The sequence below is a fragment of the Paracoccus sp. (in: a-proteobacteria) genome (assembly GCF_047973135.1).
Taxonomy (GTDB): domain Bacteria; phylum Pseudomonadota; class Alphaproteobacteria; order Rhodobacterales; family Rhodobacteraceae; genus Paracoccus.
On record NZ_JBKEBL010000287.1, the window covers coordinates 1 to 13,075 of the forward strand.

At 64.1% G+C, this 13,075-nt stretch carries 13 protein-coding genes; 9 read left to right on the forward strand and 4 right to left on the reverse strand.

All coding sequences use genetic code 11. The features are described 5' to 3' along the window. Positions 1–5 precede the first annotated feature (5 nt). From ACK5L9_RS21080 to ACK5L9_RS21120, 9 genes are all read left to right on the forward strand, one after another. Positions 6–524, forward strand: coding sequence for a gamma carbonic anhydrase family protein (locus tag ACK5L9_RS21080; protein WP_416913431.1), 519 nt, complete (start codon positions 6–8; stop codon positions 522–524). Then, positions 524–1,636, forward strand: coding sequence for a sensor histidine kinase (locus tag ACK5L9_RS21085; RefSeq protein ID WP_416913419.1), 1,113 nt, complete (start codon positions 524–526; stop codon positions 1,634–1,636). The genes ACK5L9_RS21080 and ACK5L9_RS21085 overlap by 1 nt, the downstream gene beginning before the upstream one ends. An 82-nt stretch (positions 1,637–1,718) precedes the next feature. Further along, positions 1,719–2,483, forward strand: a complete 765-nt coding sequence (gene rpiA / locus ACK5L9_RS21090; RefSeq protein WP_416913420.1) for a ribose-5-phosphate isomerase RpiA — start codon at positions 1,719–1,721, stop codon at positions 2,481–2,483. After that, complete coding sequence (gene gorA / locus ACK5L9_RS21095; protein WP_416913421.1) at positions 2,480–3,856, forward strand: glutathione-disulfide reductase; 1,377 nt, start codon at positions 2,480–2,482, stop codon at positions 3,854–3,856. Before rpiA ends, gorA begins: the two co-directional genes overlap by 4 nt. Positions 3,857–3,948: 92 nt before the next feature. Then, the gene (hflK, locus tag ACK5L9_RS21100; protein WP_416913422.1) at positions 3,949–5,157 is read left to right on the forward strand and encodes an FtsH protease activity modulator HflK; all 1,209 of its coding nucleotides are present in this window, start codon (positions 3,949–3,951) and stop codon (positions 5,155–5,157) included. After that, positions 5,157–6,353: a protease modulator HflC gene (gene hflC, locus ACK5L9_RS21105; protein WP_416913423.1), complete on the forward strand. Its 1,197-nt coding sequence runs from the start codon at positions 5,157–5,159 to the stop codon at positions 6,351–6,353. Before hflK ends, hflC begins: the two co-directional genes overlap by 1 nt. Before the next feature lie 177 nt (positions 6,354–6,530). Beyond that, complete coding sequence (locus tag ACK5L9_RS21110) at positions 6,531–8,078, forward strand: DegQ family serine endoprotease (RefSeq protein WP_416913424.1); 1,548 nt, start codon at positions 6,531–6,533, stop codon at positions 8,076–8,078. Positions 8,079–8,174: 96 nt separating this feature from the next. Next, a complete protein-coding gene (locus ACK5L9_RS21115; protein WP_416913425.1) occupies positions 8,175–8,498 on the forward strand; it encodes a 2Fe-2S iron-sulfur cluster-binding protein in 324 nt (107 codons plus the stop codon). Positions 8,499–8,838: 340 nt separating this feature from the next. After that, positions 8,839–9,507, forward strand: coding sequence for a sugar transferase (locus tag ACK5L9_RS21120; protein WP_416913426.1), 669 nt, complete (start codon positions 8,839–8,841; stop codon positions 9,505–9,507). Positions 9,508–9,714: 207 nt separating this feature from the next. On the opposite strand, the gene ACK5L9_RS21125 is transcribed toward ACK5L9_RS21120, so the two are convergent. From ACK5L9_RS21125 to ACK5L9_RS21140, 4 genes are all read right to left on the reverse strand, one after another. Then, positions 9,715–10,440: a WecB/TagA/CpsF family glycosyltransferase gene (locus ACK5L9_RS21125; protein ID WP_416913427.1), complete on the reverse strand. Its 726-nt coding sequence runs from the start codon at positions 10,438–10,440 to the stop codon at positions 9,715–9,717. 154 nt (positions 10,441–10,594) lie between these two features. Beyond that, complete coding sequence (locus ACK5L9_RS21130) at positions 10,595–11,818, reverse strand: MFS transporter (protein ID WP_416913428.1); 1,224 nt, start codon at positions 11,816–11,818, stop codon at positions 10,595–10,597. Continuing rightward, complete coding sequence (gene eda / locus ACK5L9_RS21135) at positions 11,815–12,456, reverse strand: bifunctional 4-hydroxy-2-oxoglutarate aldolase/2-dehydro-3-deoxy-phosphogluconate aldolase (RefSeq protein WP_416913429.1); 642 nt, start codon at positions 12,454–12,456, stop codon at positions 11,815–11,817. Before eda ends, ACK5L9_RS21130 begins: the two co-directional genes overlap by 4 nt. Before the next feature lie 160 nt (positions 12,457–12,616). Then, positions 12,617–13,075: TCP-1/cpn60 chaperonin family protein (locus ACK5L9_RS21140; RefSeq protein WP_416913430.1), on the reverse strand; the 459-nt coding region annotated here is incomplete at its 5' end.

The window sequence follows — 13,075 nt, forward strand, 5'->3', positions numbered from 1 at the left end:
CACTCGTGATCTGGGAACTGGACGGGATCGTGCCGCAAATCGCCGCAGAGGCCTGGGTCGCGCCGGATGCGCAACTGATGGGCCGCATTGTGCTGGAAGCCGAAAGCTCGGTCTGGTGGGGGGCGGTGCTGCGCGGCGATAACGAGGAAATCCGTATCGGCCGGGGCAGTAATGTGCAGGATTTAAGCGTGTTTCACACTGATCCGGGCTATCCGCTGATTGTCGGTCGGAACTGCACCATCGGCCACCGCGCCATCCTGCACGGCTGCCGGATCGGCGATGGCGCGCTGATCGGCATGGGCGCGACCATCCTGAACGGCGCAACGATCGGTGCAGGCGCGCTGATCGGGGCAGGCGCGCTGATCGCCGAGGGCAAGGAAATTCCCCCCGGCGCGCTGGTCATGGGTGCACCGGGCAAGGTGGTGCGGCAATTGGACGAGGCGGCGCGGGCCGGCCTGCTGCAATCGGCGGAACGTTATCGCCGGAACGCCGCGCGGTTCCGCGCCGGCCTGCGCCCGGCCTGATGACCGGGCGTGCCGCAGGGCACCGGCTGGCCGGGTTTCTGAACGGCGTACCCGTCGCGATGCTGGCGGTGGATGGCGATGCGCGCACGCTGGCTGCGAACCGCCCGGCCGAGGCGATGTTCGGCACCGGCCTGACCGACCGGCCTTTTATCACCATCATGCGCCACCCCGCCGTGGTTGCTGCGCTGGACTGGGTTCTGGACCCCGCCCGCAATCCCGCCCCTGCGGTCGATCCCGCGCTGCCTGCTCCGCCGGATGGCGGCGCGCGGCTGCGTGCGGTGATCGGGGCGGACGGGCGCGACCTGAGGACCGAGGTAACAGTCGCGCCGATGCCGCGCGGTTTTGGGCATGGCGCATTGGTCGCCGTGCTGGACCATTCCCTTGCCGACGAGGCCGAACAGACCCGCCGCGATTTCGTCGCCAATGTCAGCCATGAACTGAAAACCCCGCTGACCGCGCTGATCGGCTTTGTCGAGACGCTGCGCGGCCCGGCCCGCGATGACGCCTCGGCCCGCGCCCGGTTTCTGGACATCATGGCGCGCGAGGCCAGCCGCATGAACCGGCTGATTCAGGATCTGCTGTCTCTCAGCCGGGTGCAGGCCGAGGAACGCAGCAGGCCGCTGGCAACGGTCGATCTGCCGCTGCTGCTGAACGGTGTGCTGGCCACGATCCAGCCTGCGGCCGAGGTGGCGGGTGTGGTGCTGGAACGCGACGGGCTTGACCAGCCGGTGACGCTGCCTGGCGATACCGACCAGCTTGTGCAGGTATTCCAGAATCTGATCGAGAACGCGATCAAATATGGCGGTGCGGGCGGGCGGATGCGGATCGCCCTGCGTCCCGTTGCCTATGAGCCCGTGCTGCGCAGCGCCGCCTGGGCGGTCGATGTCGAGGATTTCGGCGATGGCATCGACGAAATTCACCTGCCCCGCCTGACCGAGCGGTTCTATCGCATCGATACCCACCGCTCGCGCGCACAGGGCGGCACCGGGCTGGGGCTGGCCATCGTCAAGCATATCGTCAGCCGCCACCGGGGCCGGTTGCGCATCGACAGCCGCAAGGGGCAGGGCAGCCGTTTCACGGTGATCCTTCCCGCGTCATTGCAACGCAACTGAAGCCCCGCAGGGGGCGGCGGATGGTCTCGCCCTTGCTGCGCCTTTGGCCTATAAGGCCCCCAGACCAAGACAGGAGATACAGATGTCCCACCCCGCCGAGCCCGATCCCGCCAAGCTGGCCGCCGCGCGCGCCGCTGTTGCGCTTGTCGGGGATGGCATGAAGCTGGGTCTTGGCACCGGGTCAACGGCCAGCATCATGGTGCGGGAACTTGCCGCGCGGGTGCGGGCCGAGGGGCTGAACCTGCGCTGCGCCGCGACCTCGCAGGCGACAGCGGATCTGGCGGTCGGCCTTGGGCTGCGGATCGAAAGTCTGGATCAGATCGGCTGGCTGGACCTGACCATCGATGGCGCGGACGAGGTGGACCCGGACCTGCATCTGATCAAGGGCGGCGGCGGGGCGCATCTGCGCGAAAAGGTCGTGGCGGCGGCCAGCGAACGGATGATCGTGATTGCCGATCCCGGCAAGGTGGTCGAACGGCTGGGGGCCTTTCCACTGCCGGTCGAGGCGCTGCAATTCGGCTTTGACACCACCCGCAGGCTGATCCTGCGCGCGCTGGAGGCTCTGGGCCTGGGCGAAGCGCAGGTCGTTCACCGCATGAACGGCGACCAGCCGCGCGTGACCGATGAAGGCAACTGGATCCTTGATCTGCATCTGGCCGCGATCCCCGACGCCCCCGCCCTGGCCCGCGCGCTGTCGGCGATTCCCGGCGTGGTGGAACACGGCCTGTTTCTGGGCATGTGCGAGCTGGCCATTATCGGCAAGGCCGACGGTTCGGTCGTGACTTTGGAACGGGCCGACGGTATCGGGGCCGATCTGCTGACCGGCGAAGGGGAAGTCGGGCTGTGAGCGCATTCGACTATGATCTTTTCGTCATCGGCGGCGGCTCGGGCGGGGTGCGCGCGGCGCGGATCGCGGCGGGCGAATACGGTGCCCGCGTGGCTCTGGCCGAGGAAAGCCGCATGGGCGGTACCTGTGTCATTCGCGGTTGCGTGCCCAAGAAGCTGATGGTCTTTGCCTCGACCGCGCCAATGCTGGCCGCCGAGATGCGCGGCTATGGCTGGGCGGGGGCCGCTGCCGGGGATTTCAACTGGCGTGACTTCCGACACAAGCTGGACACCGAACTGGACCGGCTGGAGCGCGCCTATACCACCAACGCCGAAAAGGCGGGTGTGCGGATTTATCCGCAGCGCGCCCGGCTGACCGGTCATCACGAGGTCGAACTGGCCGATGGCACCCGCCTGACCGCCAGGCATATCCTGATCGCGGTCGGCGGGCGTCCGGCGCGGCTGGATATTCCGGGGGCGGAACTGGGGCTGATCTCGGACGATCTGTTCCTGATGGACCGGCTGCCGGGCCGTGCCCTGCTGATCGGCGGTGGCTTCATCGCCTGCGAATTTGCCACCATCCTGACAGGGCTGGGGGTCAAGACGGTGCAGGCCTATCGCGGCGATGCCGTGCTGCGCGGATTTGATCGTCAGGCGCGCGAGATGGCGACGGCGCAACTGTCGGCCATCGGGGTCGAGATGCGGCTTGGCCGGACGCCCGCCCGGCTGGACCGCGCGGGCGACAGTATCGAGGTCAGTTTCGACGATGGCAGCGCCGATCGGTTCGATGCGGTGTTCTTTGCAACCGGCCGCGCGCCCTATACCGGTGATCTGGGGCTGGAACGGACCGGATTGCGGCTTAAGCCCAACGGCGCGATCGAGGTGGACGAATGGTCGCAGAGCCCGGTCCCGTCGATCTTTGCGGTGGGCGATGTCACGGATCGCGTCAATCTGACTCCGGTCGCGATCCGCGAAGGCCACGCCTTTGCCGACACGGTGTTTGGCGGAAAGCCGCGCAAGGTCAGCCACGATCCGGTGGCCGCTGCGGTTTATCTGCGCCCGCATGAACTGGGCAGTATCGGCCTGACCGAGGAACAGGCCGCCGCGCGCGGCCCGGTCGATGTCTATGCGACGGTGTTCCGGCCCATGCGATCAGCTTTTGCGGGATCCGGGGCGCAGGTGATGATGAAACTGCTGGTCGATCCGGCGACCGACAAGGTATTGGGGTGCCATATTTTCGGCCCCGATGCCGGAGAGATGATCCAGCTTGCCGCGATTCCCATTACAATGGGCGCGACCAAGGCGGATTTCGATGCGGCAATGGCGGTCCATCCGACCGCCGCCGAAGAACTGGTGACGATGCGACAGGCCGCACGGCGGCACGGGCAGGGCTGATCCTGCCCTTCGGGGCAGGGGCAGGGTTGACTTTTTCGCCCCCGGCCCCAGTTTGCAACAGACGGATTTGGTAGGGAAAGAAGGTCGAGCACATGTCAAATCAGGGCCCTTGGGGCGGTGGCGGCAATGGCGGCGGAGATGACGAGGACAACGGCAAGCGCCCCTCGAACCGCCCCTGGGGAGACCAGCGGCCGCAACATGGCGGACCGCGCCGTCCCGGTCAGGGCGAACAGATGCCCGAAATCGAAGAACTGATGAAAAAAGGTCAGGAACGGCTGCGCGTGCTGATGGGCGGGCGCGGCGGCGGGGGCGGCCCGACCGGCGGCGGGGGCCGTGGCGGTCCGTCGGGGCCGGGTGTCGGTCTCAACCGCACTACCCTGGCCATCGGTGCGATCATCGCCAGCATCATCTGGGGGGGTGCCAGCTTTTACCGGGTGCAGACCAACGAAAAAAGCGTCGAGTTCCTGTTCGGCCGCGCCGTTTCGGTGGGGACCGAGGGCCTGAACTTTGCCCCCTGGCCCTTTGTGACGGCCGAGGTCGTGCCCGTCACCAACGAACGCGTGACCGAAATCGGTGCGGGGCGGTCCGGCCCGATGGACAGCGGCCTGATGCTGACCCGCGACCAGAATATCGTGGACATGGAATATCAGGTCGTCTGGAACATCTCGGACCCGGAAATGTTTCTGTTCAACCTGGCCGATCCGGGCGATACCATCCGCGCTGTCGCGGAATCGGCGATGCGCGACATTATCGCCCGCAGCGAGCTTGCGCCGATCCTGAACCGCGACCGGGGCACCGTCGCCAATGACCTGAAAGAGGCCGTGCAGCGCACGCTGGATGCCTATCAGTCGGGGATCAACGTGGTGCGTGTGAACCTGGACCGCGCCGACCCGCCAAGCGAGGTGATCGGTGCCTTCCGCGAGGTGCAGGCAGCGCAGCAGGAACGCGACCGGCTGGAAAAAGAGGCAGACGCCTATGCCAACCGCGTTCTGGCGCAGGCCCGCGGTGAGGCGGCGGCGCTGGTGGAACAGGCCGAGGGCTATCGCGCGCAGGCGGTCAACACCGCGCAGGGTGAGGCGGCGCGCTTTAACTCGGTCTATGAGGAATATGTCAAGGCACCCGAGGTTACGCGGCGTCGTATGTATCTGGAAACAATGGAAAAAGTTCTGGGCGGTATCGACAAGATCATCCTGAACGAAGGTGGGCAGGGACAGGGCGTGGTGCCCTATCTGCCGCTGGATCAACTGCGCCGTCCGGGCGGCGCAGGCAGTACCGGAAACGCCAGCGGAGGGAATAACTGATGGCCCGCAATCTCAAGCTGTCTGCCCTTGCCATTCCCCTGCTGATCGTCATCCTCGTGATTGTCACGACCGCGATCTTCATCGTGGATGAACGTGAAAAGGCGCTGGTCCTTCGCCTTGGCCGCGTCGTCGATGTGCAGGAAGAGCCGGGCCTTGGCTTCAAGGTACCGCTTCTGGACAATGTCGTGAAATATGACGACCGCATCCTTGGCCTGCCGACCACCCCCCTTGAGGTGACGCCGGCCGATGATCGCCGCCTTGTTGTCGATGCCTTTGCGCGCTGGCGCATCACCGATCCGGTGCGCTTCCGTCAGGCTGTCGGCACCGGGGGCATCCCCACCGCCATGGGCCGACTGGAACCTATCGTGAACGCCGCCGTGCGCGAGGTTCTGGGCTCGGTTCCGTCAACCAACGTGCTGTCCGATGACCGGACCGCGCTGATGAACCAGATCCGCGACGAGGCACGCCGCAACTCGACCGGGCTGGGGGTCGAGATCATCGATGTCCGCCTGACCCGTACCGACCTGCCCGAGCAGAACCTGAACGCCACCTATGCGCGAATGCGGGCTGAACGTGAACGCGAGGCTGCGGACGAAATCGCCCGTGGTGGCGAGGCGGCGCAGCGGGTGCGGGCCGCCGCCGACAGGACGGTCGTAGAGCTGACCTCCGAGGCGCAAAAGCGGGCTGACATCATTCAGGGTGAGGCCGATGCGCAGCGCAACGCGATCTATGCCGATGCCTTTGGCCGCGACCCCGAATTTTTTGCCTTCACCCGCTCGATGACCTCGTATGAGCGGGCGCTGAAGGGCAATAACAGTTCGCTGGTCATCGAACCGAAGGGCGAATTCTTCAGCTATCTTGCGGATGACGGTGCCAGCCGCGCCAACCCTTCGCCGGTTCCGGTGCCGCCGGGCGACCGTGCCGCGCAGCAGCGGGCCAGCGAGGCCCGGAAGCAAGAGGACGGGCTGGTCACGCCGCAAGTCACCGACCGCGACGGCAAGCCCTTGGGCGAGGCGGCAGGCGTCACGCTGACCCCGGTACCCGAAAGCCTGGCCGCTCCGCCGGAACAGCCTTCGGCAGTGGTCCCGCCCGCTGACGACCCAGAGGCGGGCGCCGCCGCCACAGGAGATGCCGCTGGCGATGCGGCGGATGATCCGCGAGGCGATCCCGCCGGGGACGGCACGACCGGAAATTGAAGAAAAAAGCACAGGCGGGCCGAAATGCCCGCCTGTCTTGTAACGAAAGTCACGATCAGTTCACTTGCCGAGAGCGTGGTTTATTTGCCACGGCACGCTATATTCGCTTCACATCAGGCCGTCGCGGCGGCGGCAGAGCTGACGTCGCGAACACCAGAACCGATGAGGACACTCAGCATGAAATCGCTTTCTCCACGGCATTTTCTGACCGCCTCGGCCCTAGCGGCGACCGTGGGTCTTGGGGCCGCATGGGCGCAGCAGACCACCCTTGATGTCTCGCCCGAGGCCAGCCAGCAGGCGCAGGAAGCTGCCAATAACAACCAGCCGCTGACCGCCCCCGAGGCCGATTCATCCCATGTCATGCCGCAAAGCTTTGCCGACCTGGTCGAGCAGGTGGCCCCCGCCGTGGTCAATATCACCACCACCTCGGTCGTCAGCCAGCCCGCGGGCGGGCAGGGGCCGATGTTCCCCGAGGGTAGCCCCTTTTCGGATCTGTTCCGCGATTTCGGCTTTCCCGGCGGGCCGGGGCAGGAAGGCCCGCGCCAGCAAATGCCGCAGCGGTCGAACGCACTTGGCTCGGGCTTCGTGATTTCGCCCGATGGTTACATCGTGACCAATAACCATGTCATCGAGGGCGCGGACGAGATCGAGATCGAGTTCTATTCCGGCAACAAACTGCCCGCTGAAGTGGTGGGCACCGATCCCAATACCGATGTTGCGCTGCTGAAGGTCAAAAGCGACGCGGCAATCCCCTTTGTCAAATTCGGCAATTCCGACACGGCCCGCGTGGGCGACTGGGTTCTGGCCCTTGGCAACCCGCTGGGGCAGGGATTTTCGGCCAGTTCGGGCATCGTCTCGGCCCGCAATCGCGAATTGTCGGGCAATTACGACGACTATCTTCAGACCGATGCGGCGATCAACCGGGGCAATTCGGGTGGCCCGCTGTTCAACCTGAAGGGCGAGGTGATCGGCGTCAACACGGCGATCCTGTCGCCCAATGGCGGCTCGATCGGCATCGGTTTTTCCATGGCCTCGAACGTGGTCAGCAAGGTTGTCGATCAGCTTAACGAATATGGCGAGACGCGCCGCGGCTGGCTGGGCGTCAAGATCCAGAATGTCAGCGCCGACATGGCCGAGGCACTTGGTCTCAAGGCCGAGGCCGGGGCGATGGTCACGGATGTTCCCGACGGCCCCTCGAAAGCTGCCGGGGTCAAGGTCGGCGATGTCATCACCAGCTTTGACGGCGGCGAGGTCAAGGATACCCGCGAATTGATGCGCCGCGTGGCCGAGGCGCAGGCGGGCAAAGAGGTCGCGGTGATGGTTCTGCGCGATGGCAAGCCCATGACCTTGCAGGTCACACTTGGCCGGCGCGAAACGGCCGAGGGCGGCAATGTCGATGGCGGCGCACCCGATGCCGGGGAAGACCTGCAACTGATGGGCATGACCGTCGGTGCCCTGACCCCGGAAATCGCCACCGAACTGGGCCTGACCGGCAACCAGAAGGGGCTGGTCGTCAAAGCCGTCGATCCCGAGGGCCCGGCCGCCGACAAGGGGCTGGTCCCCGGCGATGTCATCACCGAGGCGGGGCAGCAGCCCGTCGCCACGGTGCAGGATCTGAACGACCGCATCGGCGAGGCGCGCGAAGGCGGGCGCAAGTCGATCCTGATGCTGATCCGCCGCGATGGCGAGCCACGCTTTGTCGCGCTGCCGATCGACGCAAAGTAACCGCTGATTGACGCGGACGGGGGCGGACCTGCGGGCCCGCCCTTTTCTTTGCCCTGCCGATGCCCTATCTGACGCGGAAAAAGAGGAAGCAGTGAAATGGCGAAAATCACCTATATCGAGCATAACGGCACCCGCCACGAGGTCGAGGTCCGTCCCGGCATGACGGTGATGGAGGGCGCGCGTGACAATGGCATTCCGGGAATCGAGGCGGATTGCGGCGGTGCCTGCGCCTGTTCGACCTGCCATGTCTATGTGGATACAAACTGGATCACAAAACTGCCTCCGCGCGATCCGATGGAAGAGGACATGCTGGATTTCGCGTATGAACCCGACCCCGCGCGTTCGCGTCTGACCTGCCAGATCAAGGTGACCGAGGATCTGGACGGTTTGGTCGTCCAGATGCCGGAACGGCAAATCTGATTCATCAGGAAAAATTGCTTAATTTCGCAGCGAATCGCTTGATCGACGCTGGATAATTACGCATTATTAATCAACTTTAAGTAGAATTAGTATCTATTATATCGCGCTATGCGGCGGCACTTCTTTGCGACCTGTCCCAATAGTCAGGTGGATTAAACGTTTAGAACAATTTTGTAGGTTGGGTGCCCCATGTCGGCTGTGCTAGTGTCAAACCTGTCGAAGTGCCGGGCACGTCTTGAACGGTTGCTTTGCAAAGTGGTGTTGGTCGCTTCTTCTGTAGCCTGCGTGACGCGTGCAAAGGATGTCGGCTATGTGAAGAGTGCAACAGCGTGTGAGAATTATGACCGCTGAGAATCAGTATTATTCTGGAATTTCCCGTGGCGAAGACCGCCCCTCTAAGTCATTTTTTTACAGGAATTTTTTCAAACGTCCGCTTGATATTCTTTTGGTGGTACTGTCGTCCCCGTTTGTGGTTCCAGTCATCATCGTCTTTGCGGCGATGATCATGCTAGATGGGGGCAATCCGTTCTATTCGCAGGAACGGGTTGGCCGAAAGGGGAATACTTATCGCATCTGGAAACTGCGAAGCATGGTGAAAAATGCCGAGCAGCGTCTGGATGCCTACCTGGCCGAAGATCCGGCCGCAGCGATGGAATGGGCATCGACCCAGAAACTGCGTGACGATCCGCGAGTGACCGGAATTGGCCGGTTCCTGCGTCGCAGTTCGATGGACGAATTGCCTCAGCTTTGGAACGTGCTGAAAGGCGAGATGAGCCTGGTCGGCCCGCGTCCGATGATGACCTCGCAGCGGGATTTCTATGCAGGGACGGCATATTATTCGCTTCGTCCCGGTATCACCGGTTTCTGGCAGGTGTCGGATCGCAACGGCACGACCTTCAGTGCCCGCGCGATTTACGACGATGTCTATGATCGGAACCTGTCGTTTCTCAACGATGTATCGATCATGTTTCGCACGGTTTGGGTTGTGCTTCGTGCAACCGGGTGCTGATTGATCAAATTTTGCCAGCTTTATGCAATCATGACGTGAAGTCGGCCTTCCCCAATCACAGAAGGCCGTCGGCGGGGTGACTGACCTGTCGGCGGTCTGCTGTCGCATATGGGATCGGCCTGACGCCCGACCTTGGCGTCAAATGGCTTTTCCGGGTAACGGGATTGCCCGGAGCGTTGGGATTTTCGGATATTCCAAGGCGATGCGTTAACCGCGTTCCGGTCTCAGGCGCAGGGCCGCTGCTGCCTCTGACGGCAGGATCGCGATGCAGCGGGCATAGCGTGGCAACAGGCGCTGTGGTGCGGACATCATGCGCCAGACCCATTCCATCGCGACCTTGCGCACCCATTCCGGCGCGCGGCGCTGATTGCCTGCCAGAAAATCCAGCCCGGCCCCAACCGATGCAAAGCCGATTTCCGGCGTGTCCTTGCGCCCGCGTGCGGCCAGCATTTCCTGCCGTGGCGCACCAAGAGCCAGAAAGGCCAGACGCGCGCCGCTGGCCCGGATGTCACGCAGGATGCGACCGGCATCTTCCGAGCTTGCATCAAAGCCCATCGGAGGGGCGATGGTGCTGACGATGCGAATGCCGGGTATCCTTGCCCGGATATGATCCGCAGCGGCGGTCAGGGCGGCATCGGTACTGCCCACCAATGCGACAGGCACATGTTCATCGGCGGCAAGCTGACATAGCGGCATCACCATATCCGAGCCGGGGACCAGAGTCAGAGGGCGCCGCGCCATGCGCGATAGCCAGACGATCGGATTACCATCGGCCACAACCAGATCCTGCGCGGAATAGGCGGCGCGAAACGCACGATCCCGCCGCAGCTTTACCAGATGATCCATATTGATGGTGGCCAGTGCAAACCCCTGCCGCGCGTTCCAGCGTCTTTTCACCTCGCGCAGCAGGCTGGTCGTATCTGGAACATTCACCCGGATTGTTCGGTCGGTATATCGAAATTCCATCCGCCACTCGCACTGTCTGTCACGTTTCGCGCATTGTGCCACGACCCGCTTTGCCAAACAATCCGAAAGGTGAGGCTCGGACTACCCTTTTGGGGAAGGTTTTATTCAAATTTTCACTTGTTCATACCCGCGCATCATCCGCAGGCACCGGTCGCATCGCCAGCCAGATCAGCGCTGCGCCCGCCAGCACAAGGAAGGGCAGCATCGCCAGATTAACCGCGTTCCAGCCGCTTTGCGGATCACCGCCCAGACAGTTCATCAGCCCGCCCGAGGACAGCGAGGCCAGAAACACTCCGCTGAACACAACCAGATCATTCAGGCCCTGCACACGGCCACGCTCGGCCTGGCTGTGGGCGCGCGCCAGCATCGCGGTAGCGCCGATGAAACCGAAATTCCAGCCGACGCCCAGCAGGATCAGTGCAACAAAGAAATTCTCAAGCTCTACGCCCGACAGGGCCACGGCACCGGCGCAGGCCAGAATCATCAGCCCAAGCGCGATGATTCGCGTCGTGCCGAACCGGGCGATCAGCGCGCCGGTAAAAAAGCTGGGGATGAACATGGCCAGAACATGCGCGCTGACGATATCAGCGGCGTTTTCCGCCTGATAGCCGCAGCCTACCACGGCCAGCGGTGTCGATGTCATGACCAGATTCATCAGCGCATAAGAAACCATACCGCAGATCATCGCGACGATAATGCGCGGATCGCGCAGGATCTGACTGGTGGGGCGGCCCTGATGCGCGCCCGGTTTCGGCGCGGGCGGTTTCGGGATGCTGAGAAAGGCAAAGAGGAACGGCCCCAGCACGTTTAATGCGATAATCGCAAGATAGGTGCCCAAAAAGGGAATCGCCGTGGCACCATTCGTCGCACGCACGAGCATCGGCCCGATAATGGCCGAACCCAGCCCCCCCGCCATGACCCAGCTTATCGCGCGGGCCTCGAATGCGGCGGGGGCGGTGTCGGTGGCGGCAAAGCGGTAAAAACCCTGCGCCGACATATAGACCCCGGTCAGCAGCGACCCGGCAATGAACACCCAGAACGACATGATCCACAGGCCAAAGGCCGACAGCGCCGCCCCCAGCCCCCCCGACAGAACGGCCAGCAAAAAGCCGGGTCGCCGCCCGTGGCGCTGCATGAAGCCGGCCATGGGCCGCGCCGTCAGGGCCGAGCCCAGAACGATCATCGAGATCGGCAGCGTCGCAAGGCAGGGGTTTGGCGCAAGGATTTGGCCCGCCAGCCCCCCGACGATGAAATTCGCGGGCATCTGGGCCCCCAGCAGCGCCTGCGCCGCCACCAGCACGATGACATTGCGCCGCGCCGTGCCCATATCCCGCGGGCCGGTCATGTCCGCAAAAGCGCCGCGTCGCGGGCGCGGTCCTCGATGGCCTTCCAGTTGCCTGCGGCGATGTCAGCCTCGGTCATGACCCAGCTTCCGCCGACGCAGACGACATTCGGCAGATCCAGATAGCTGCGGGCATTGGCAGGCGAGACGCCTCCGGTCGGGCAAAAGCTGACTTTCGGCAGCGGCGATGCAAGGGATTTCAGGGCAGGGGCGCCGCCCACCGCCTCGGCTGGAAAGAACTTCAGCATGTCAAAGCCCGATTCGGCAGCGCGCATCACCTCGGAGGCGGTGACGGCACCGGGCAGCAACGGCAGATCCAGATCGGCGCAGGCGGTGATCAGCCGGTCGGTCAGGCCGGGCGAGACGGCGAATTTCGCGCCCGCATCCCTGGCCCGTTTTGCGTCATCCGGCGTCAGGACGGTGCCCGCGCCGACATGGCCACCCGCGATTTCCGCCATGGCCCGAATCGCATCCAGCGCCGCATCCGTGCGCAGCGTCACCTCCAGCACCGGAAGGCCGCCCGTGACCAGAGCGCGGGCCAGATCGGCAGCTTTTGCGGCATCCTTGATCACGATGACCGGGATGACCGGTGCAAGCTGGCACAGGGCGCGGGTCTTTTGCGATTGGATTTCTGGGGTCATGGCGGTGCCTCTGGATCGAATTTGCCGGTAAACTGGCCTCTTGGATCGGACGATGCAAGCAAATTGCGCGGGCCGATCCCGCAGCCGGCGCGGCGGTCAATGGAAAAGGGGCGCCCGAAAAGGGGCGCCCCGAAATCTGCCATGGAGGGCAAACGGATGATTACATCATGCCGCCCATGCCGCCCATGCCGCCCATATCGGGCATACCGCCGCCAGCGGCCTTCGGCTCGGGCTTTTCGGCGATCATGGCTTCGGTGGTGATCAGCAGACCGGCAACCGATGCTGCATCTTCCAGCGCTGTGCGGACGACCTTGGCCGGGTCGATGACGCCGAACTTGAACATGTCGCCATATTCTTCGGTCTGCGCGTTGAAGCCATAGGCCTTGTCGCTGGATTCGCGGACCTTGCCGGCGACAACCGCGCCGTCAACGCCTGCGTTTTCGGCGATCTGGCGCATCGGAGCCTCAAGCGCGCGGCGCACGATGGCGATGCCCGCTTCCTGATCCGAATTTTCGCCCTTCAGGCCTTCCAGACCCTTGCCGCCCTGAATCAGCGCGACACCGCCGCCGACGACGACACCTTCCTGAACGGCCGCGCGGGTGGCGTTCAGCGCGTCATC

Coding starts and splice junctions, on each gene's coding strand:
- ACK5L9_RS21085 (WP_416913419.1), top strand. CDS start 524: ATGACCGGGCGTGCCGCAGGGCACCGGCTGGCCGGGTTTCTGAACGGC.
- rpiA (WP_416913420.1), top strand. CDS start 1,719: ATGTCCCACCCCGCCGAGCCCGATCCCGCCAAGCTGGCCGCCGCGCGC.
- hflK (WP_416913422.1), top strand. CDS start 3,949: ATGTCAAATCAGGGCCCTTGGGGCGGTGGCGGCAATGGCGGCGGAGAT.
- hflC (WP_416913423.1), top strand. CDS start 5,157: ATGGCCCGCAATCTCAAGCTGTCTGCCCTTGCCATTCCCCTGCTGATC.
- ACK5L9_RS21110 (WP_416913424.1), top strand. CDS start 6,531: ATGAAATCGCTTTCTCCACGGCATTTTCTGACCGCCTCGGCCCTAGCG.
- ACK5L9_RS21115 (WP_416913425.1), top strand. CDS start 8,175: ATGGCGAAAATCACCTATATCGAGCATAACGGCACCCGCCACGAGGTC.
- ACK5L9_RS21120 (WP_416913426.1), top strand. CDS start 8,839: ATGACCGCTGAGAATCAGTATTATTCTGGAATTTCCCGTGGCGAAGAC.
- ACK5L9_RS21130 (WP_416913428.1), bottom strand. CDS start 11,818: ATGACCGGCCCGCGGGATATGGGCACGGCGCGGCGCAATGTCATCGTG.
- eda (WP_416913429.1), bottom strand. CDS start 12,456: ATGACCCCAGAAATCCAATCGCAAAAGACCCGCGCCCTGTGCCAGCTT.